This window comes from Paenibacillus xylanivorans (assembly GCF_001280595.1).
Lineage (GTDB): Bacteria > Bacillota > Bacilli > Paenibacillales > Paenibacillaceae > Paenibacillus > Paenibacillus xylanivorans.
On sequence record NZ_LITU01000045.1, the window covers coordinates 1 to 22,042 of the forward strand.

At 47.1% G+C, this 22,042-nt stretch carries 16 protein-coding genes; all 16 read right to left on the reverse strand.

The genetic code is table 11. The features are described 5' to 3' along the window. Positions 1 to 114: 114 nt before the first annotated feature. Positions 115 to 1,098, reverse strand: coding sequence for a zinc-dependent alcohol dehydrogenase family protein (locus AMS66_RS07010; protein ID WP_053780119.1), 984 nt, complete (start codon positions 1,096 to 1,098; stop codon positions 115 to 117). Positions 1,099 to 1,468: 370 nt separating this feature from the next. Next, positions 1,469 to 3,112, reverse strand: coding sequence for a glycoside hydrolase family 13 protein (locus tag AMS66_RS07015; RefSeq protein WP_053780120.1), 1,644 nt, complete (start codon positions 3,110 to 3,112; stop codon positions 1,469 to 1,471). 21 nt (positions 3,113 to 3,133) lie between these two features. Then, positions 3,134 to 3,823, reverse strand: a complete 690-nt coding sequence (pgmB, locus tag AMS66_RS07020; protein ID WP_053780121.1) for a beta-phosphoglucomutase — start codon at positions 3,821 to 3,823, stop codon at positions 3,134 to 3,136. 253 nt (positions 3,824 to 4,076) lie between these two features. After that, positions 4,077 to 6,272: an alpha-L-rhamnosidase-related protein gene (locus AMS66_RS07025; protein ID WP_053780122.1), complete on the reverse strand. Its 2,196-nt coding sequence runs from the start codon at positions 6,270 to 6,272 to the stop codon at positions 4,077 to 4,079. A gap of 56 nt (positions 6,273 to 6,328) precedes the next feature. Then, positions 6,329 to 7,171 (reverse strand): carbohydrate ABC transporter permease, encoded by an 843-nt coding sequence (locus tag AMS66_RS07030; RefSeq protein ID WP_053780123.1) that lies wholly within the window; start codon positions 7,169 to 7,171, stop codon positions 6,329 to 6,331. Positions 7,172 to 7,185: 14 nt separating this feature from the next. Further along, positions 7,186 to 8,082: a carbohydrate ABC transporter permease gene (locus AMS66_RS07035; RefSeq protein WP_053780124.1), complete on the reverse strand. Its 897-nt coding sequence runs from the start codon at positions 8,080 to 8,082 to the stop codon at positions 7,186 to 7,188. 59 nt (positions 8,083 to 8,141) lie between these two features. Beyond that, entirely contained in the window at positions 8,142 to 9,428 is a 1,287-nt protein-coding gene (locus AMS66_RS07040; RefSeq protein ID WP_053780125.1) for an ABC transporter substrate-binding protein, read from the reverse strand. 27 nt (positions 9,429 to 9,455) lie between these two features. Next, positions 9,456 to 11,786: a glycoside hydrolase family 65 protein gene (locus AMS66_RS07045; RefSeq protein ID WP_053780126.1), complete on the reverse strand. Its 2,331-nt coding sequence runs from the start codon at positions 11,784 to 11,786 to the stop codon at positions 9,456 to 9,458. Positions 11,787 to 11,942: 156 nt separating this feature from the next. Further along, positions 11,943 to 12,959: a LacI family DNA-binding transcriptional regulator gene (locus tag AMS66_RS07050; protein ID WP_053780127.1), complete on the reverse strand. Its 1,017-nt coding sequence runs from the start codon at positions 12,957 to 12,959 to the stop codon at positions 11,943 to 11,945. A gap of 213 nt (positions 12,960 to 13,172) precedes the next feature. Then, entirely contained in the window at positions 13,173 to 13,502 is a 330-nt protein-coding gene (gene cyoD / locus AMS66_RS07055) for a cytochrome o ubiquinol oxidase subunit IV (protein WP_053780128.1), read from the reverse strand. Further along, positions 13,503 to 14,123, reverse strand: a complete 621-nt coding sequence (cyoC, locus tag AMS66_RS07060; protein WP_053780129.1) for a cytochrome o ubiquinol oxidase subunit III — start codon at positions 14,121 to 14,123, stop codon at positions 13,503 to 13,505. Beyond that, positions 14,124 to 16,094 (reverse strand): cbb3-type cytochrome c oxidase subunit I, encoded by a 1,971-nt coding sequence (locus AMS66_RS07065; RefSeq protein ID WP_024631412.1) that lies wholly within the window; start codon positions 16,092 to 16,094, stop codon positions 14,124 to 14,126. Between the two features lie 21 nt (positions 16,095 to 16,115). Beyond that, the gene (gene cyoA, locus AMS66_RS07070) at positions 16,116 to 17,081 is read right to left on the reverse strand and encodes a ubiquinol oxidase subunit II (RefSeq protein WP_053780130.1); all 966 of its coding nucleotides are present in this window, start codon (positions 17,079 to 17,081) and stop codon (positions 16,116 to 16,118) included. A gap of 317 nt (positions 17,082 to 17,398) precedes the next feature. Beyond that, a complete protein-coding gene (locus AMS66_RS07075; RefSeq protein WP_053780131.1) occupies positions 17,399 to 17,662 on the reverse strand; it encodes a hypothetical protein in 264 nt (87 codons plus the stop codon). 396 nt (positions 17,663 to 18,058) lie between these two features. Beyond that, complete coding sequence (locus AMS66_RS07080; protein ID WP_053780132.1) at positions 18,059 to 19,405, reverse strand: GH1 family beta-glucosidase; 1,347 nt, start codon at positions 19,403 to 19,405, stop codon at positions 18,059 to 18,061. 16 nt (positions 19,406 to 19,421) lie between these two features. Continuing rightward, entirely contained in the window at positions 19,422 to 21,803 is a 2,382-nt protein-coding gene (locus AMS66_RS07085; RefSeq protein ID WP_053780133.1) for a glycoside hydrolase family 95 protein, read from the reverse strand. Positions 21,804 to 22,042 lie beyond the last annotated feature (239 nt).

Consider the following 22,042-nt stretch of genomic DNA (forward strand, 5'->3'; position numbering starts at 1 on the left):
GGTGTCGCACTTCATATTACAATCCGTCTAAAAAAAAAGGCTAACCAGTATTTATTGGCTAACCTCATAATACGAACCGCATCCTATACTTCGATATTTTTACTATCTATTGCATTAACTTAATAGAAGAACCTTTCCCTCGATGCTCGATTCAGCGGTTGCAATGGCCTGTTTCACATTTGCAAGCTCATATGTTGCCCCAATGTTTGCCATCAATAGTCGGCCTTCCCGAACTAGCTCAATCACTTCATTGAATACCTGTTCCCATCGTTCTTGCGAACATCGCTCTACCCAATGCTTTAGCCAAAAGAGTTTAACGTTAACTTGCGTTCCGTGGGTCATCTCATGCCATAACGGTGAGATACCCGAGAGCAGTCCGACGCTTATTACCGTGCCATGCGGCCTTAAACAACTCACGAGCTGCTCTCCATCTGCCCCTCCGATGCAGTCGACGGCCGCATTAGCGCCACGCCCCTCCGTTAATTCTGCAACTCTCTCCTGTAGCAACTCTTCCATCGTATTCACGACAGAAACTGCCCCAAGGCGATATAACTCAGCAGTATGGCTATCATTTCTTGTGAGCGCAATCATACGAAATCCCAGAATCTTCGATAATTGTGCGAAGATTCGCCCAATTGCGGAACCACCGGCATTGACAATCAAGGTATCGCCGTACGTTAGATGAAGTATATCCGTACAAATCAGCCAAGCTGTTATCGGGTTAATGTAGATCTGACTTGCCGATTGATCATTAATATCATCAGGCACAATGATCGCATTTCGATCCAAAGTTCTCACCATCTCTTGCCACGTGTTCTCGCCTTTCAGCGGCAGGACGCGCCGACCCAACATTTGATTAGATACTCCCGGCCCTACTGCCTCCACTACACCCACTCCCTCGAACCCCGGAACAGCTGGCAGAAGGGTCCGATGCGGATATGCACCTCGAACAGGAATGACATCTGAGGGATTAATAGGCCGAGCGCACATCCTCACCGCTAATTCGCCAGGGCCAGGGGGTACTAACTCCTTCTCTTCTATGCACATCACTTCGTTCGGCTCGCCGAAACGATAATAACGTATAACCTTAGCCTTCATTATTGCATCTCCTAAAATCAATTTTCTTAGATAAAAATATAAATATAGTATGTAATAAAATAGACAATAAACAACGTTGTTTATCCAAATACAGGCATTGAGTCTTAAAAGGGAAATCCTTTTCAGTAGAATTAATAGCTACCCTAACACAACTTCAAAAGGAGATCTCTCAAGAAAAAGATTACCCCATTTACGAACTTAGTGTACATGTTATTACTGAAAAAGAAGTGAAGTAAGTTTTGCAAATGATCGTATATCACAATACAATTGAGTACTTTGTAAAAATATATCACTAGTGTCCCCAATGTTGCGATAGATCAAAGAACCCGACGGGAAAATCCCCGCCAGGCTCTGGTGATCTTGCGATGTATTATAAGGAGTAAATGAGCGCCTCATAAGGACGCAAACGAACGGTGCCGTTTCTAACCTCATCCGAGGTTGAACGATCCAGATTGCCAATAACCAAGCGGGCATTCGTGGTTCGATCTGCGAAAGAAGCAGGCAGACGATAGGACTGCTCCCGGTCCGAATGATTGAGAATGACAAGCCATGTCTCTCCCTCCAGACTGCGGCTATATGCATATACATGCTCTTCCCCTGTCGATTGGTCACGATAATCTCCATAGACCATAACCGCGTGCGTTTTACGCAGGGCAATCAGCTGCTGGTAATATGCAAATATGGAGTCCTGCGCGGCCAAATCCCGCTCCACATTAATCTCTTCATAGTTGGGATTCACCTGCATCCACGGCTGCCCTTCGGTAAACCCGGCATGCTTGCTGCTGTCCCACTGCATTGGTGTGCGGGAATTATCCCGGCTCAGCGGCTGAAGACTGTGGAGGACTTCATCTGGCGCACGGCCTTTACCGATTTCTTCCTTATATTTGTTCTTCATTGCAATATCGTGATATTCATCAATGGAAGAGAACCGGACACCCGTCATGCCGATCTCCTCTCCCTGGAATACATACGGTGTTCCCGGAAGGGTATGAATCATGGTCGCCAGTTGTTTGGCCGATTCCACACGGTATTGTCCATCATTGCCATACCTTGAAACCTGTCGGGTGTGATCGTGATTGTTCAGGAACTGGGAGTTCCAACCTTCATGGCGGAACGCTTCATACCAGCTCTCCTGAATTTCCTTGTACCGTGTCAGATCCCATGTAGGCATGTCATCCGCCACCTGGAAATGGAATAACGTATGCAGCTCTTTCCGATTGTCGCCCACATACAGAAGGCCATCCTCAGGTGTGACAAACGGAATTTCTCCTACGGTCATGATGTCATAATGCTGGAGAACCTCCCGATTCATTTCCTGCAAATATTCATGAATGCCCGGATTATTGCCCAGATAATCAATGTTCTCCGGGTGCTCCGCATCCGGGAAACCTTCCAGCTTGGCGAGCAGATTAATAACATCCATGCGGAAGCCATCAATGCCCTGATCCAGCCAGAAACGCATCATCCGATAAATCTCCTCACGCAGCTCGGGATTTTCCCAATTCAGATCAGGCTGCTCCTTGGCAAAGGAGTGGAAATAATACTCTCCCGTCCGCTCGTCATATGTCCAGGTCGACGGTTCAAAATAGGAGCGCCAGTTGTTCGGCGGGCCATCCGGCTTCCCCGGCTTCCATATATACCAGTCGCGTTTCGGATTATCGACAGATGAACGTGATTCTTCAAACCATGCATGCTGCTCTGATGTATGATTGACCACCAGATCCATAATGAGCTTCATGCCCAGTTCATGGACCTTGTCCAGCAATTGCTTGAACTGCTCCATCGTTCCGGCTTTCGCCATGATGCGATAATAATCCGCTATGTCATATCCGTTATCTTTATCCGGCGATTCATAGATGGGATTAAGCCAGATGACATCAATACCCAGACTTTTGATATAGTCGAGCTTGAGCATCAAGCCCTCCAAATCCCCGATGCCGTCTCCATTCGCATCCAGGAAGCTCCGCCAGTAGACCTGATATACAACGGCTTCTTTCCACCATGTCCGGTTCATGCTGCATCTCCCCTTTTCTGCTTAATGGCTATGCTCCTGCAACGTACGCTCCAGGAATGACAGTGTGAGCTGTTTCGTATCTTTCAGCACTACGTCCGCTCCGGAACCTTTGAGCACAGCTTCTTCACCAATACCCACGGCGATCATGCCTGCGGATTTGATGGCCTCAATACCTGCCTGCGCATCCTCGATGCCGATGCAGGCTTTAACGTCAGCACCTACTTCTTCTGCTCCACGCAGGAACAGATCTGGTGCAGGTTTGCCGTGCGGTACGGAATCTGGATGTACCACATAGCGGAACAGCGAGTCCAACTCCAGCGCCTTCAGAATTTGAGGGGCATTTTTGCTGGCCGAGGCGATAACCGCAGGAATGCCGGAAGCTTGCAGCTCAAGCAGCAATTCCCGAATTCCAGGGTAGGTGTGCTCGGGTGTCAGCGAGTCCAGCAACGAAACATAATGTTCGTTTTTACGCTGTGCGAATTCTTCCTTTTCCTCTGCCGAATACGTATTTTCTTTACCGCCCAGATGCAAAATGCGCTCCAGCGATTCTCCGCGGCTAATTCCCTTTAACTGCTCGTTGAACTCGCGGTCAAACGGGATGTCCAGCTCTTCGCCAAGCTGCTTCCATGCAACATAATGGTACTCTGCCGTATCGGTGATGACACCATCCAAATCAAAAATAACGGCTTGAAGTGCTCCGTTCCCTTTCATTACCCGTTCCTCCCCATGTCATTGCTCTAGTTGAGTTCAACTAAAAGATATTTACACTGGCCACTACGATGACAGAACAACCTTCCGATCGCTGTTATCCCCAGATTTTTTTGATATCCTTTTCAGAAGGGAAAATCTGGGGGTAAAGGCGAGGCTGATGCTTCCGATGCAGCTTTCTTTCAGAAAGCTTTTAACTTCGCTTCTTCAGATTATTTCTGCCCTCTCCGTTATCGTGTAAATTTTTAGTTAAACATTATAGTTGCCATTCAATTCGTTTCTCGTTGCTTTCCCGTCTTTCGCTCTTCCAGTCCAGAACGACCGTCCAGCCCGATTCGTTGGAAATGCTCGCATATCGAATGCCCTTGCGGGATTCAAAATGAATATCGAACGCTGCATCCCCTATCATGAGCTGCTCCAGACTGCACTTTTTGTCAGCCCACGCCTGTGGCAATACAGGTGATATCGTCACCTGACGCTTGTGTGCTTCCGGCTGAACGCCGAAGAAATGTCGTACTATAGGTACAGCCAGTGCATAGATCGTCCACGCCTGGACTACACAGCCGTAGTCCGGGGACATCTCCGAGAATGAACCTGGCACTACACGTGAGAAGCTTTTCCCCATTCGACGCAGTAAATCGAGTGCGTGATCCGGATGCCCGTACGCCGCTTCTGCAACCGCATGTGCTCCAGTAGAGATTGTCATCGTGCCCTGTTGATACATGGCAGCAAGATAAGTACCGTATTCACCGATGAAGTCGCGGTTTCGCATCGCTTCGAGCGCACGCTGTGCTTTGTCCTGATCGGCAATTCCCGCTTCCATCGGCGTGACAATGACCCAGTTTTTGTTCAGCAGCCAGCCACGATCTTTCTGATCGCCTCCCGCATCCGCAAGCAATCCTTCCACGTACTCCCGGTAGTCTGTAATTCCTTGCTTTTCAGCGAGAGAAACCATGTAATCCACCTTGGGCACAATATCGGAAATAGGTGCAACGGCATCCGCATAGAGACTGTCTTTTTCAGACCAATACACATCATTCACCGCGCGTACCGCTTGTTCCGCCAGTTTTTGATAGTCCTGATGCCGCTTCGTTTCACCCAAATAGAGACTCATGTGCTCCAGCGCCTGAAGAGCCTTCGCTGTATATACGGCACTATCAATCAGTTCCATATTCAATCCGGCAATCTCGATGATGCCGTAACCGGAAGGGAACAGGTCTCCGTCCGGGTCCATCTCACCCAGCAGCCAGTCGATTCCCTGAACACAATAGTCATAATGCTCGCGCAGAAGTGCATCATCTCCGGTCCACAGGAACATTTCCCATACAAAGGCGATATAGTGTGCCGTCTCCTGCGTGTTACCACGATTAGACACGGCTCCTATCGTGGTTACTTCATGCACAAAACGTCCATTGCCGTTCGCTTCCTTGGATTTCTCCAGCAACAAATTCAACGTATCCCGCACCAGTTGATGATCTCCCGTAGCAAGCACACCCTGAAGCGCATACGTACTGTCACAGCCGAACCACCACGGATACGTGGGTCCACCTGCCGTCAATCCACGACCAATTCCGTCTACTTGCTGCACCAGCCACTGATTATTGCGCTTCACCCAAGCAAATTGCTCGTTCAGCTCATCTTCGCCTTCAATGCTCAGCACTGCGCGCTGATCCAACTTGTCGTAGAGTTGCCGCTTCTGCTCTTTCAAGCTGACGTGGTCACGTTCGATGACTGAATAAGTCTGCTCACAGGCTTCACGGGAAGACTCCGACCCGGCAACAAATAACCGGAAGCGGAACACATCCTTCTCCTCCAGCGTGCATTCAGTTACAAAAGAAATGCCTGTGCCCTTCCCTGCCGTCAGTTCCGGTCCGTAAATCTCAGGACCAACTGTCATTTCCGTTCCAGGCAGGTCACTTCCAATCATGGCGTACCAGTCTTGGGCATCATCTTTGACGATGACTTTGCGCGGCGAAATGGCTTCTGCCGTTTCACCCGCTCCTGGGATAATTCCGATCTCATCGGAATACCACACTGGACGGAGATCGGTACGTGACAGCAGCTCCAGCTTGAGCCGGGTTGTTCCTTTGCCGTAAGCGCTAATCTCATATTCTGCGACCATACCTTTTTCATAATCGGGGGCAAACTGGCTGCGTTCAATGGATACCGGAATGTGACTCAAACCGTGATCATAATCGAACCGGCTTCCGCCCCAGGATTCGCTTGTGAATCCGTCTGCCCTTGCCCATACCGCAATGTTGCGATCCAGATCCGTTACTTTCAGCCAGAATCCGTCCAGCAGCTTGATCGGATGAAGCCATACACCGCCCATTTCGTTAGCCATATGGTGCCCAAAATCTGGGAAGTATCCGTCCTGGGTACCGCAAATTTTTACGTATTCACCTGCGTTATAATACAAATTAAATGGATGTCTGCTTGTTAATGTGGCCATGGTTGTCCTCCTCTGCGGTTTGGCTCACCGCTCATCTCTTCTATTAATACGGACTATTAGCCCTTGATTGCAGAAGAGATGGAAATGCCTTCAATAAAGTATTTTTGTGCAACAAAGAATACAAGGAGTGGCGGAAGCATAATCAGCATCGTCGCAGCCATCAGCATGTTCCATTCCACGTTATAAAGCCCTTTGAACATAGACAACCCGAGGGCCAACGTGTACTTCTCACTCGAGTTCAAATAAATGAGCGGTCCCTGGAAGTCGTTCCATACACCCATAAAGGTAAAGATAGACACAGCAATCAGTGGCGGCATGGACAGCGGCAGCATGATTTTGGTGAAAATCTGCATTTTGTTGGCTCCGTCCACGAATGCGGACTCATCCAGATCACGCGGAATGCCGCGCATGAATTGGCGCATCAGGAAGATGTTAAATGCTCCGCCCCCGAAGAATGCAGGGATAATGAGTGGTAAAAATGTATCAACCCAGCCGATTTCCTTGAACATGATGAACATCGGGATCATCGTTACCTGCGAAGGCAGCATCATCGTCGCCAGTAGCACCAGGAACAGCGTGCGTTTGCCGCGGAAATTAAACCGGGCGAAACCATACGCACAAAGGGCAGACGAGAGTACGGTACCGACTAATACCGGAATCAGAATAATCAGCGTATTTTTCAAAAATGTAAAAAACGGGATGGCTAAAACGGCATTTTTATAGTTGGACCACATCCATACCGCCGGGAAAAAATCATCTTTGAACACCTCGGCGGGCGTTTTAAGAGACGTTGCAAACGTCCATAATAGCGGGATCAGCACGACGGCTGCACCAGCGAGAAGCATAATCATAGAGAATAATTTCGAGTAGACCGGTTTCCGTGTCGTTGCTTGATTCATCATTTGTCCTCCTCTCAATCCTTTTCGTTATCGCCCTGGTAATAGACCCACATCGAAGAACTGCGGATGACCAGCAACGTAAACGCCAGAATGATGATGAACAATACCCAGGACAATGCCGAAGCATAACCCATTTCAAAATCGGTAAAAGCTTTATTGTACAGATACAAGTTATAGAACAAGGTCGAGTTAAGTGGTCCCCCGTTGGTCATAACAAATGCTTGTGTAAAATACTGGAATCCACCGATGATACCCATAATAACGTTGAAGAACACCGTTGGGGAAATCATAGGTAATGTAATGTTGAAAAACCGTTGAAACGGTCCCGCTCCATCCAGATTGGCAGCTTCATATAGCTCTTCGGGAACTCCCTGCAAGCCGGACAAATAAATGATGATCGTGTTGCCGACGCCCCACAACCCCATGACAATCAGTGCGCCCAGCGCATAGCTCGGATCTTGAAGCCAAGCTGGCCCCTGTACGCCGAAAAAGGCAAGTGCCCGATTCAGAATGCCGTATTCCGGATTGAAAATCATAATCCACATCATCGATGCCGCTACAGCAGGAATGACGGATGGCATGAAATAGATCAATCGGAAAAATTTCATTCCTCTGTTCCGCATATTCAGCAGCAAGGCGATAAGCAGTGACGCCACTTGATATAGCGGTACGGATACCAGCGCGAAAATGAAGGTAACTTTCAACGATTGATAGAAGAGCTCATCATGAAACATCGTTTTGAAGTTATCCAGACCGACCCATTCGATCGATTGAACGCCGGTAATAATATCCCATTTGCTAAAAGCCAGCAGCAGGGAAAATAACATTGGACCAATGGTAAAGAGTAACAAGCCTATAAGCCAGGGTAAAATGAACCAATACCCGGCACGCTCGGATTTAGAATTACGCATAGCTGCCTCCTTGATGAAGAGGGTGAATCGGCATGGCCGCCGACTCACCCGCATGGTTTTTACTTGATTTTGCTGTCAACGTTCTTCGCAGCTTCATCCAGAGCGCCTTTGACATCCTGTTTGCCAAGCAGCACTTTTTCCAGCGCCTTGGTGAATTCTTCAACAAACACAGGTCCGTTTGTAGAACGCATGGTTACCGGTTTTTTAGCATAATCCATCATTTCGATGACCGGTTTGTCTGCTACTTCTTTGGCTTTGACTTCATCCAGTTCTTTCACAGTCGCTGGCAATACTTTGCCGTTCGCAGAGCGAAGCTTCTGTGCATCTGTACCCGAGAGCCATTTTACCAGTTCGTATGCAGCTTCTTTATTTTTACCAGCTGCGTTAATCGCCCAACCTGCACTTGCGATGATGCTTGAACGAGTACCGTCCGTATTTTGCGGAATCAGTGCAGAACCATATTGAACATCGGATTTGTCGAGGTCACCCTTGATCCAACGACCTGTAATCATCATGGCGAGCTTGTCTGTCATGAACATCGATGAATCTCCGCCAAGTGTTTCGGAATCCAATGGCGTCGGGGATACACGGCTGTCTCCTTGAGACCAGGAAACGTATTGATCCATCGCCGCAATCGTTTTGTCACTGTTCATGTAACCTTCGGCAGCCGTTCCATCCTCATTCGCTATATCTGTACCGTAATCCCACAGGTACGTATAGATTGGATATTCCCATTTGCCTGCGTTGAATCCAAATTGCGTATATTTTTTACCATCTTTTTTGGTCAGTTTTTGTGCAGTTGCAATCATGTCATCCCATGTCCACTCATCTGTTGGATAAGGGATTCCCGCTTCGTCAAACATGCGTTTGTTGTACCACAGAGCAAGTGGGTTGAAATCTTTAGGCAAATAATATTGTTTGCCTTCGATTTTCATATTTTCAATGAGATCCTTTTGGAAAATATCCAGATTAAACGCAGTGTCTTTGCTCAAATAATCGTCAAGTGGCTCAATTACACCTTTATCAACGTATTTGTAGTAGTCACCTTCACCAACCAGGAATACGTCTGGTGCTTGACCGGCTGCCAGAGATGTTGTGAGCTTCGTTCCATAACCTTCACTCGGAATTGGCTCAAACTTCACTTCGATATCCGGATGTGCCGCATTAAACTCTTCAGCAAGCTTCACTTCATCCGCACCGGAGTTGACATCTCCCCAAACCGAGAAGGTAAGCTTCACCTTTTCTGCTTTACCTCCTTCTGCACTGTTGCTTCCACCTGAAGAGCAGGCAGACAGTACCAAAACCAAAACAAGCATCATGACCAAACTTGCGGACCCTTTTTTCATTTGAATGACCTCCCACATGAATTTATATTAAACCAAGGTTTGAAACCGTTTGCTGAAAGTAACTTGCTGACCAGACAGAAGGAGAGAAATTTCTTCCTCTGCATCACTCTCGATTAGAATACCCTCCGCCGTGATTGTGATATGCAACAACTGGTTTTGCCAGTAGAGCGGGAATTTCAGACTGCTCCAGGACTCAGGTAGCTTTGGATCGAGATGAAGCTGGCCATCCAACATACGAACTCCGGCAAATCCCATCACAACACATTCCCATATTCCGCCCAGTGAAGCTGAGTGGATGCCTGCATCCGAAGAGTGCATATGCGGTCCCAGATCAATCTCGGACGCTCGACGGAACAGATCGTAAGCGAGCGGACGATTACCGAAGTCACTGGCAAGAATACTGTGCGTCGACAGGGACAATGAGGAATCATGCAACGTTTTTTCCTCGTAGTAATCGTAGTTGGCACGTTTGATATCAGGTTCGAATTTATTCTCAAGCAGGAAGAATAGCATCATGATGTCAGCCTGCTTCGAAATTTGCATTTCACCAACCTGATCCAGGTTGTAGTCATTGAAGATGCTGGCGACTTTCGTCTGATTTTTGTAAGGGGTAAGATCAATGACTTTCTTCTGCAAGTAGGTATCATCTTGTGGAATAAGTCCTTGTTCATTCGGCCCTGGCAGATACATTTGATCCAGCTTGTTCCATGCTTCCCGAGCGGATGTCAGGTCAAGCTTCGCAGACAATGCCTTGAGCAATTCAGGTTTTTCCTGCTGAAGCTTTTCATAATATTGAATGGCCAGTTCCATATTGAAGTGAGCCATATGATTGGTGAATGCATTGTTGTCCACATGCTCCTTATACTCATCCGGTCCAACAACCTCATTGATGTGATAGCGGCCTTTGTTCTCATCCCACTCCAGACGGCTGGCCCAGAATGTGGCTGTATCAAAAATGATCTCGTAGCCATATTGATCCATGAACGCCTCATCGCCTGTAGACTGGACGTAATGCCAAACGGCATAAGCGATGTCAGAGGTAATATGCTGTTCAATGAAGCCGGACCAGATCTTCGTCTGCTCTCCGGTTACGATATCTACATCTCCCCATACCGGTGTAACTTCGCCATCTTCGATCCAGGCTGCTTCCCACGGATACATGGCTCCTTCGAATCCGTTCTCCTTGGCTTTGCTTCTAGCTCCATCCAACCCCTGATATCGATATTCCAGCAAGGATCTTGCGATTTTGGGATTACTGTAGATGAAGAATGGAAGGATGAAGATTTCCGTATCCCAAAAGGAATGTCCCTTGTACCCTTCACCGCTTAATCCTTTCGCCCCGATTCCCATACGATTATCATGAGCAGGTGTCATAATGACGAGGTGATAGATGGCGAAACGGATGGCAAGCTGGTCATATCCACTTGTGCTGTCCACTTCAATGTTGTACGTGGACCAAGTATCCGCCCAGGCGTTAGCGCTTTCACGAAACAGCTGATCATACCCTTTTTGCGACTCTTGCTTCAGCTCCGTCAGCGCCGATTCACGCATTTGCTCCAGTGAATATCCACCGTTGTTGTAAACCAGATCGCGGCTAGTATGCACATTCGAGATTTTTTCCAATGTTACCGATTGTCCGGCTTCCACGGTTACTGTGCCTTCGATCCCTACCTTGCGGCGTCCCATCGTTTGACGCAATTCTGGCTCAACCTTTGCACCATTCAGTTGCCAGTGGTGCACCGTATTGGTTACAAAATCAACAACCGATTGTGTCGTCGTTGACGTCATTTGAATATAAGTCTTTTCAAATATCCGTTTTTCGCCTTCCGTGAAATGCTGCGCACCCGAGTTCGTCCATTGTCCATTAATACCGGATGCAATGTGAACACGCGCTTGACCATCCAGCGGCTTGATGCTTACAGATGAACCAACCAGATGACGGTTACTCAAGGAAACAAAGCGACGGAATTGAAGTTCAAAGCTTTCTCCTGTCGGGCTCTGCCATACCACGTTACGGGTTAGCTCACCGTTCTTGAGATTCAGTTGACGACTGTAGCTGATCGTTCTTCCTTTTTCCAAGCTGAAGGTTTCCCCATTGAGGGTGATTGAAAGTTCTGTAACATCCGCTGCATTAGGGAGTTCTGTTACCTCATGCTCATCAAATTTATTGAAGGTTCCGGCTACGAACCAGTTCCGAACCTGTCCAACATAATTTTCGTCCGTTGCCGAGCGAAGTCCCATGTAGCCGTTTCCAATTGAGAGCACAGCTTCGCCTTTCCCTTGATGAGCCGGATCAAACCCGGTTTCAGTTACCAGCCAGTTACTCCATTCTCCTTGTCCTGCATCATAATTCAGCAATGTGTATTCCCCCTATGTCTATCTTATGTTGTATCCGAAACGTTTTGGATTTGATTGAAAATAATACCGAAACGTTTCGGATTTAATAAAACATTTCGGTTCTCTCTTCATCTCGTTCATTTTGCAATCCCTCGCGAACAATATTCTCAGCTAAACTCAGCGACCTGGTTTGGCTGTCGAGGATCTCAAAACCAATTCATTTTGCAAAATATTAAATTTGGGGCTGTCTTCCGATCTCAGCATGCCCATCAGCAGGTTTGCAGCTTCATGTCCCAACTGATACATGTTCTGTCCGATGGTGGTGAGCGGTGGTTGAAAATAGGCGGCTGTTGGAATGTCGTCAAATCCCACTACAGACAATTCATCTGGTATAGAGATGCCTAGTTCATTCGCAGCCTTCATTACACCCAGAGCCATCATGTCGCTTGCACAGAAGATTGCGGTAATTTCCGGATAAGCCTTCAACAACTCTGAAGCTTGCTGCTGTGCTTCTTCTTCCGTGAAATTCCCATTTACGATCCATTCAGGCTTCAAGCTCAATCCTGCATTTCGCATTGCATCGGAATATCCTTCATAGCGCTCCTTGGATACAAATGCCTCGGGGTACCCGTTCACCATGGCAATCTGCCGATGACCCAAACCAATAAGGTGCTCTACAGCAGTCTGTGCACTTTGTTTGTGATTCGTTGATACAAAACCAACATACTCACTGTGAATGGGTATATCAATCAATACACAAGGGATGTCACTATCCAATACTTCCTGCAAATACGGATCATCCGTCTTCACACCCTGAAGAATGACACCATCCACTTTTCGTTCCCTACACAGCTGTGTGTACGTTTTCATCTTTTGCTTCGCTGTATTTGTGCTGAACAAAATCAGATCATAATCCGAATTGGCAGCGCTATCATTAATACCGCAAAGCACTTCGAATACAAAGTTGTTATCGATGTTTTTGTACGTCATGCCAGATACGAGCAACCCCAGCGTTTTGGTTTCCTTCATGACCAGGCCTCTCGCTAGACCATTTGGACTATAGTTCAGGGTTTCGGCGGCTTCTTTAATCAGTTTGCGCGTACTATCGCTGACGTCCGAGTACCCATTCAGAGCTCTGGATACGGTCGTAATCGAAAATCCCGTCATTTGTGATATGTCTTTGATTGTAGCCAATTGCTTTCCTCCAAAACGTTTCGGATTACTTATAGTTCTGAGTATACGGATTCGAGAGAAAAAATCAAGAACTTTTTTCGACATTATTTTCGCCTTTTTGTATCTCATGCGTCCCTTCCCTTATTCTGCCCGCATTCAGGATGAAAAAAGGGTAAAAAAAAGATCTCCCGACTTTTAAATAAAGTCGGGAGATCCCTACCTATTGCATAAAACTTAATGTGCAACTGTATTGTTCAACATGATCCAGATGGAACCAATAACGATGGTCAACATGATCAACAGACCAAAGATCAAAGCCATTACATTCCAACGTGGCTTCTCCGATTCACGGATATGCATGAAGAAGAAGAGTTGAACTACAAACTGAAGTCCTGCTGTTACCAGAACGACACTCAGCGTTGCTGTTCTGCCCATCATGTCATTCAGAACCACTACCAAAGGGACAATGGTCAGAACAACGGACAGAATGAAGCCGATGACATAGGACTTAAGTGAACCATGCTGTTCGTGGCCATGGGATTCATGTGAGTTATGCTCTGCCATCTACATCACCCCCATCAGATAGACGATCGACAGGAGGAAAATCCAGACGACGTCCAAGAAGTGCCAGTACAAGCTGATTACGTTGATTTTACCGCGAGTGACATCGGTAATTCCACGTTTTTTCAGTTGCAGCATCAATCCAATCATCCAGATCAGACCGAGCGATACGTGAAGTCCGTGAGTACCCACAAGGGTGAAGAATGCACCAGAAGATGCACTCGTTGTATAACTGAACCCTTCATGAATCAACTCAATAAACTCCGTTACTTCCAAGGCGATAAAGCTCGCACCCAGAACAGCTGTAACTGCCAGCCAGCTGATTAATTGCTTCACCTTGCCCTGATTCATGGCAAGGACCGCAAGTCCACTTGTAAATGAACTTGTGAGCAAGATAAATGTCTCGGCAATAACGCCAGGCATTTTGATCAATTCAGACAACACGGGTCCGCCCGCCGAATTGTCACGCAACACAATAAAGGTTGCGAACAATACGGAGAACAGGATAACGTCGGAAATCAGGAAGAACCAGAATCCGAGTATTTTTAATTCTTGCGGGTCATGGTGACCATGGTCATGATCATGTGCATGGTCATGACCGTGCTTCGCGGCTGCTTGAGCCATTTATACCGACCCCCTTAACGACGCTTCGGTACGCTTAATTTCGTCAACCGGAATATAATAATCCGTATCGTATGAGAATGAACGAGCAATCATGCAGATCCCTACGCCAGCGAGTCCAAGAATTGCCATCCACAGCCATCCGAATACAAAGCCGAAACCGGCGATGAACCAGAATATAGACATGATGAACGGAATCGCGGAATTTTTAGGCATATGAATCGGCTCAAGCGGCTGTTCAGGTGGATAGATTCCTTTGGCACGACGTTCTTTCTCTTCCCACCACTCATCAATATCATCTCCGCGCGGTGTAATGGCGAAGTTATATTCAGGAGCAGGTGAAGGAATCGACCACTCGAGCGTACGACCACCCCAAGGATCGCCGGATGCTTTGAGTGATTTGTATTTCCGGACACCGTCTGCGATTTGTGCAACCTGGAACAAGAATCCGACACCCATCAGGAATGCCCCGATTGTGGATACAAAGTTCAGTTCCCACCAGCCGGTATCCCAGCCATAGGTGCTCAGACGACGTGTCATACCCATCAAACCGACAGCGTACTGCGGCATGAAGCAGACATAGAAACCGATATTCCAAGTCCAGAAAGCCCATTTGCCCAGTTTTTCTGGGAGTTGGAATCCGAACATTTTAGGCCACCAGTAGTACAGACCTGCAAAGTATCCGAATACTACGCCACCAATCAATACTTGGTGGAAGTGGGCAATCAGGAAGTAACTGTTGTGGAACTGGAAGTCAGCAGGTGCGACGGACAACATGACTCCCGTCATACCACCGACGATGAAGCATGGTATAAATGCCAATGTCCATAGCATCGGGGTATCCATGCGTATCCTACCCCTGAACATCGTAAACAGCCAGTTAAATATCTTAACCCCTGTTGGTATGGCAATCAACATCGTTGTTATGGCGAAGAATGCATTAACGTCCGCTCCCGAACCCATCGTGAAGAAGTGATGCGCCCATGTAAAGAAGGACAGGAAGCTAATGATCAGCATCGCAAATACCATCGATTTGTAACCAAACAATTTTTTCTTCGAGAATGTACTTACAATCTCGGAGAACACACCGAATGCCGGCAAGACAACGATATATACCTCAGGGTGACCCCACATCCAGATCAAGTTGATATACATCATCGGATTACCGCCCAAATCAAGTGTGAAGAAATGCGCCCCGGCAAACCTGTCGAGGAAGAGCAATGCAAGTGTCACGGTCAAGATTGGGAATGCAAACAGAATGATAATACAAGTGGAGAATACCGACCATGTAAACATCGGCATTTTCATCCATTTCATGCCTGGCGCACGCATTTTAATGATGGTAACCAGGAAGTTGATACCGGTAGCCAGGGAACCGATACCCGAAATCTGAATACCCCATATATAGAAGTTCTGTCCCACCCCCGGGCTATGCGATAGCTCCGATAAAGGCGGATAACTGAGCCAGCCTGCGTCCGGTGAACCACCGATAACGAAGGACAGGTTGAACAGCATTGCTCCCAGGAAGAATAACCAGAAGCTCAATGCATTCAGGAACGGGAACGCAACGTCCCTTGCCCCGATTTGAAGCGGTACAATAACATTAAATAAACCGAACATAAACGGCATCGCCATGAACAGGATCATGATCGTACCATGAGTCGTAAAGACCTGATTATAATGCTCGGGATGTAAGAAATCCATGTTAGGCATAGCTAGCTGAAGACGCATCATCAGTGCATCCACCCCACCACGGAAAAGCATGATGATGGAAGCAATAATATACATAATACCGATCTTTTTGTGATCGACGGTAGTTAACCAGTTACGCCAGAGCCAGCCCCATTTTTTGAAATAAGTCAGCACCGCTACGATGGTAATCATCGTAATTCCGATCGCCACGTCCGCACCATAAATCAGCGGATCACCGGTAACGAAAAACTCCGATGCAAACTCCTTAAGTCTCTCTAACATTGGGGGCCTCCTTTCGAATCTTTAGTTAGCACTCTTGTCCACGTCGTTCGTAGTAATTTCTTTGGTACCTGAAGCTTCATCCGAACTTCCACCGTGCTTGCTGTGAGCACTTTGACCGTCAATAACATACTTGGTCACGATGTCCTGGAACAGCCCTTCAGGGAAGGAAGAATAATAAGCTACATTGCTTGTTCCCGGTTCAGCCAGAGTTTTATATGTCTCTTGCGTCAGCGGTTGGGATTGTTGTTTCACTTCATTCACCCATTTGTCGAAGTCTTCTTCCGAAGTAGCATTGACATCAAAGCGCATTTGGGCGAAGTGTTCCCCGGTAAAGTTGGCACCTGAACCCCAATATTGACCTTCATGATCAGCTTGCAAGTACAAGGTCATCGCCATACCCGACATTGTATAAATTTGTCCACCAAGCTGCGGAATCCAGAACGAGTTCATCGGTGAATCCGCGGTGAGCTCAAATTTTACGGGCCGGTCTGCCGGGATATTCAACGTGTTGACCGTTGCAATACCTTGCTCCGGATACATAAACAACCATTTCCAGTCCAGTGAAGAAACTTGAATGGTAACCGGTGCTTTCTCGGAAGCCAATGGCTTCGAAGGTTCCAGATCATAGGTGTAGCGAATCGTTACAACCGCCAGCAACCCAATAATAATAATCGGAACGGTCCACCAGATAGCCTCCGCTTTTGTGCTATGAGACCAATTAGGCTCATATGCAGATTTATTGTCCGGTTTGTCGCGGTAACGCCATACAATTACAGCAGACAAAATCAATACAGGCACAATAACGACTGCACACAGAATTGTCGAAATGACAATCAAATCTCTCTGCGAAGCGCCAACAGGCCCTTTCGGATCCAGAACAACGTACTGCCCGCCTGCCAGCATTGGCCAGACAATCAATGCAATTGTAACCAACGTCAGGACAACCGGAATGATTATCCGAATTAGCGACCTAGGTTTCTTGTTCATCTTGATCCCCTCTCCTTAAATTCGCTCATACTGAAAAAACAGTATACTACTCTCTTCCTTCTAAAGATATCAGAAATGAGCAACTTTTTTGTTCATGTTAACAAATTTGTCGATTTTACACCTTAAATGTGTGAATTTTTTCTCACAAATCACTTGCACACTTGATATTTCCTCATTGTAATCTTTACACTTCAAGTCACAAAATAAAACCCTTTGCAGTCCCGTTGAACATCATCAACGAATCCGCAAAGGGCTTTATTGACTGGGATTCCGGGTGCTCATCCAGTCTTATTATGAACGAATTAACGCAAGATTATTTAATCGGCGCCTTCGTCTTCCCGGCGTGTATGAACAAGTCCAATCGATTTGGCAATTACATAAATAAATACGCTGCCAACCAAGAAACCGATACCCACCATTAAGCCGAGGTTACGATCATTAAAATCATTCAGGTTGATCAGGCACATGGTCACTCCCGTAATGAGGGCAATCCAAGCCAGAACTGTCATCGTTAACACTGCACGCCGCATATTTTTGTCTTTGCGCTCCAATTGGCTTACCATTGCTGTCTTCGATGCCATAGTAAACACTTCCTTTTCCCTTTTTGTAAGTGCTTTCCTTATACCAATATACCACATCAGTATGATTTTTAGTCAACAAATGTTCAAATTTATTTCGCAATTTGGACACTTTATTTGTATTTTAACTGTTGACAAGGACCAGATCACTTCTTCTTACTTCTTATAACCCAAAAACGCTCTTCTCATAACATGAAAACGTCTAGACCTTATGAAACCTTCATGAACATGTAAGTCTTGGCTGAAATAAAACAACAAAAAAGACGGTGCATCGAATTCCAGATGCCACCGTCTTTTTTCTAATTAAGCATGTATGTCCCTGCATTTAACAATTAAATTACGTTGTTACTTATTTGTGTCAGGTTCGGAACGCTTCTTCCTAAACATTTAGATTAAAGTCTAAATTCGTGTTTCCAACCAATTATTTTTGATCACATTCTGATACCAGTAAAAGCTTTCTTTAGGCGTTCTGACCAGCGAACGGTAATCCACATGCACAAGACCAAAGCGCATACGGTATCCTTCCGCCCACTCAAAGTTATCCATTAGGGACCAAGCCATGTAGCCTTTCAGGTTGATTCCGTCGTTGATAATCCGATGAATTTGGGCCAAATGCTGTTCATAGTAGGCAATCCGGCGATCATCATTGATTTTGCCGTTCTCCAAATCATCATTGATGCAAGCACCATTTTCTGTGATATAGACATCCACATTCCCGTATTTTTGTAAATAGTGCATGAACTCATACAGTCCGCGTGATTCCACAGGCCAACCGATATCGGTCTTTATCAGTCCCATATCGACCTCTTCGGATTGCAGTGCACCCGCCTCGGGATTGAAGCGGTTGATTCCCATCGTGTAGTAGTTAATTCCTAGAAGATCAATAGGCTGCGAAATAATCTCCATATCGCCTTCCTGAATCGGCACTGTGGCGCCTGCCTTTTCAAACCAGTCGACCATAAATTGTGGATAAGATCCTTTGTAGATCGGATCTAGAAACCAATCCGTATTCAGAGCAATCGCGCGATCACAAGCTGCCCGATCCTCAGGAGATTTGCTGTAAGGCTCTGCCCAGCAGACGTTGGGGGCAATACCAATCTGTCCTGTTGTACCCAAGCGACGGAAAGATTGAACAGCTTTACCGTGAGCAACCAACAGTCCGTGAGCAACATTAATGGATGTTTGCAGGTCTTTATTTCCCGGCGCATGAATACCAAGCAGGTTGGACAGAAACGCAATACACCATGGTTCATTGAAAGTCAGCCAGAAATTGATTTTCCCGGAAAACTCCTTGAAGATGACTTCAGCGTATTTGACAAATGCATCCACCGTCCTACGGTTGCCCCAACCTCCAATATCCTCCAGCGTCTGAGGCAGGTCCCAATGATACAGTGTACAGAAAGGCTCGATTCCCGCTTCAAGCAGCTTATCCACGAATCGATGATAGAAGTCCAGACCTTCCCGATTGATCTCACCATCTCCATCCGGAATAATACGCGGCCAGGCAATGGAGAACCGATAGGTATTGATCCCAAGCTTTTTCATCAGCTCGATGTCTTCCTCGTAGCGATGGTAGCTATCACATGCCACATCGCCATTATCTCCATTGAATACTTTACCGGGCGTACGGGCAAACGTATCCCAGATGGATACCCCGCGTCCCCCTTCTTGTGCTGCACCTTCTATTTGATAGGAAGCGGTTGCTGTTCCCCAGCGGAAATCTTGTGGAAATTGAAAAATCGTCATCGTTTGCTCCTCCGTCTCATGATGACACGCGGATCGTTTGTCCTGCGGTCATATTTAAAATAACTACATAATCGCCCTGAGGTGTAAGCTCCGCCTTAACCTGGTCGTTTCCTTCCAAACGCAGTGGATATTCGCTCCGAATGGTTACCGAACCATCATAATCAGCCTTAATTTCCGCGCTTGAGAGTCTGCTATCTGTCCACTCGATTGCCACTGTGTATGAACCACGTGCTCGAAGCCCCTTCACACTGCCACTGGCCCAGTTCTCAGGCAGCGCTGGCAGTAGATGTACTTCACCCAAATGGCTTTGTAACAGCATCTCGGCAATACCGGCAGTGCCACCAAAGTTGCCATCAATCTGGAACGGCGGATGATCATCGAACAGATTTGGATGGGTGGATCGAGCCAGCAGCGTACGGACAAACTGATGTGCCAGCTTACTATCCAGCAGTCTCGCATACAGATTAATCAACCAGGCACAGCTCCAACCTGTATGCCCGCCACCTTGTGAGATACGACGTTCAAGTGACACCCGTGCTGCTTCCACCAGTTCCGGCGTATCCAGTCGATTGATCTGCTCTCCCGGATACACACCATACAGATGGGAGACGTGACGATGCCCCGGTTCGGATTCGGCAAAATCCTTAAACCACTCCTGCAGCTGCCCCTCGCTTCCGATACGGAATGGATAGAGCTTGCTGCGTGCCTCGCTCCACTCATTCGCCAGTTGCTGATCCACATCCAGCTGTTGAGTTGCCTCAATGCATCGATCGAACAACTCACGAATCAATGTCATGTCCATCGTCGAAGCCATGGAGATGCTGCGAGTTTCACCTTCCTCAGTGAGGAATTTGTTCTCAGGCGAGGTTGATGGAGCTGTAACCAGATATCCGTCTGGTCCTTCCACCAGCCAGTCCAGACAGAAAAGTGCCGCTTCCTTCATGATTGGATACGCACGTTCCGCGAGGAATTGCTGATCACGAGTAAACAAATAGTGCTCCCATAGATGGGAAGTCAGCCACACACCGCCCATCGGCCAGAATGCCCAACTCGCGTCTCCCCCTGTAGGCGTTGATGTTCTCCAGATATCCACATTATGATGGGCTGTCCAGCCACGCGCTCCGTACAAAATGCGTGCCGTTCTTCTCCCCGTATGGCTTAAATCCTCTAGCAAGCCAAACAGCGGTTCATGGCATTCACTCAGATTGCATACTTCTGCCGGCCAGTAATTCATCTCGGTATTGATGTTAATCGTGTAATCACTGTGCCAGGGAGGCTCCACCTGTTGGTTCCAGATTCCCTGCAGATTGGCAGGCTGGCTTCCTTCACGTGAACTACCCATTAACAGATATCTGCCATATTGAAAATAGAGTGCCTCCAGGCCGGGATCATTGGCTCCAGCCTGGTAAGCTTGCAGCCGCTCATCTGTAGGCAAATCTTCATTCGCTGATGCGCCGAGATTAATAGATACCCTTGAAAATAAAGCCTCATGATCCATCACATGTCGCTCACGAAGTGCTTTCATGCCATGATCCATCGCTTTGGTGATTACCTTCCTGCACTCCTGATCCAGAAGGACCCCATCCTTAACAGGCGCCACATCATAGCCTTCAAAGGCAGTCGCCGCTGCCAGATAAAAAATAACCTGGTCAGCTCCCTGAATATGAAGTCCCCCGTCCATAACCGCTATTTCGGCATTCTTGCCCGTCGCAGTCGCGGCCAATCGCATAGCATAAGCCGTTCCCCGATCTTCTTCGTAGATGACAGACTCCGGGTGATCCCTGAAATAATTCGATTCAACATGACTCGGACAACGACTGAACAGTGTAAGTGCATGGCCCGAAGTCTCAACGTTATAGGGATGTGGACTGTCCAACGTAACGCTGACGTTTACAGCTCCCTCAAGATCAGCAGTAATGGTACAGACCATAAGGTCATCCGGTGCACTGGCATAGACTTCACGCACATAACGAATCCCTTTATATGAATAATTCGTCGTTGTAACTCCGGTGTGGAGATTAAGTTCCCGCTTAAATTCATCATAGGGAATCTCATCCAATTCAGCGTGCTGCAGCTTCAAGTGACCCATCGGCTGATAAGCTTCCACATCACGTCCCAGCATTTCACGGTTCAGCAATTCTTCAGCTTCACTATATTGCCCGGACATGATCAGTTCACGAGTCTGCTTCAGGTACCGCTGACTGCTGTAATGAATGGTGTCACGTGGAAATCCGGACCACAATGTATCTTCATTTAGCTGGATTTGTTCATCCGCTGCTCCGCCGTACACCATGCCGCCAAGGCGACCATTGCCGACAGGCAGCGCCTCTTCCCAGCGAGTAGCCGGCTGACGATACCACAGACGGTTTTCTTTTGTTCTCTCATTGAATGGGGGCATAAATAACTCCTGTTCATGAATCAGCTATTTTTTTAATCAATTACTAAAACGTTTTCGAGATATTCAAAAAAACAATACATCTTGATTTAATTTGCCTGGACCCTGTTACTGAAATGATCTAAGCGTCGTTTATCTGAAAGTGCTTACAGTAAGAAAATTATATTGGATTTCGAATTTTGCGTCAATGTTAAACATCACATGGTCAGCAAAAAAAGACCCTTGCTCAGGGCCTTTTTTGT

Bases quoted from the DNA above. Each gene is read 5' to 3' on its own strand.
- pgmB (WP_053780121.1), bottom strand. From the start codon at position 3,823: ATGAAAGGGAACGGAGCACTTCAAGCCGTTATTTTTGATTTGGATGGT.
- AMS66_RS07030 (WP_053780123.1), bottom strand. From the start codon at position 7,171: ATGAATCAAGCAACGACACGGAAACCGGTCTACTCGAAATTATTCTCT.
- AMS66_RS07080 (WP_053780132.1), bottom strand. From the start codon at position 19,405: ATGACGATTTTTCAATTTCCACAAGATTTCCGCTGGGGAACAGCAACC.
- AMS66_RS07065 (WP_024631412.1), bottom strand. From the start codon at position 16,094: ATGTTAGAGAGACTTAAGGAGTTTGCATCGGAGTTTTTCGTTACCGGT.
- AMS66_RS07035 (WP_053780124.1), bottom strand. From the start codon at position 8,082: ATGCGTAATTCTAAATCCGAGCGTGCCGGGTATTGGTTCATTTTACCC.
- AMS66_RS07075 (WP_053780131.1), bottom strand. From the start codon at position 17,662: ATGGCATCGAAGACAGCAATGGTAAGCCAATTGGAGCGCAAAGACAAA.
- cyoA (WP_053780130.1), bottom strand. From the start codon at position 17,081: ATGAACAAGAAACCTAGGTCGCTAATTCGGATAATCATTCCGGTTGTC.
- AMS66_RS07025 (WP_053780122.1), bottom strand. From the start codon at position 6,272: ATGGCCACATTAACAAGCAGACATCCATTTAATTTGTATTATAACGCA.
- cyoC (WP_053780129.1), bottom strand. From the start codon at position 14,123: ATGGCTCAAGCAGCCGCGAAGCACGGTCATGACCATGCACATGATCAT.
- cyoD (WP_053780128.1), bottom strand. From the start codon at position 13,502: ATGGCAGAGCATAACTCACATGAATCCCATGGCCACGAACAGCATGGT.
- AMS66_RS07085 (WP_053780133.1), bottom strand. From the start codon at position 21,803: ATGCCCCCATTCAATGAGAGAACAAAAGAAAACCGTCTGTGGTATCGT.
- AMS66_RS07010 (WP_053780119.1), bottom strand. From the start codon at position 1,098: ATGAAGGCTAAGGTTATACGTTATTATCGTTTCGGCGAGCCGAACGAA.
- AMS66_RS07015 (WP_053780120.1), bottom strand. From the start codon at position 3,112: ATGAACCGGACATGGTGGAAAGAAGCCGTTGTATATCAGGTCTACTGG.
- AMS66_RS07040 (WP_053780125.1), bottom strand. From the start codon at position 9,428: ATGAAAAAAGGGTCCGCAAGTTTGGTCATGATGCTTGTTTTGGTTTTG.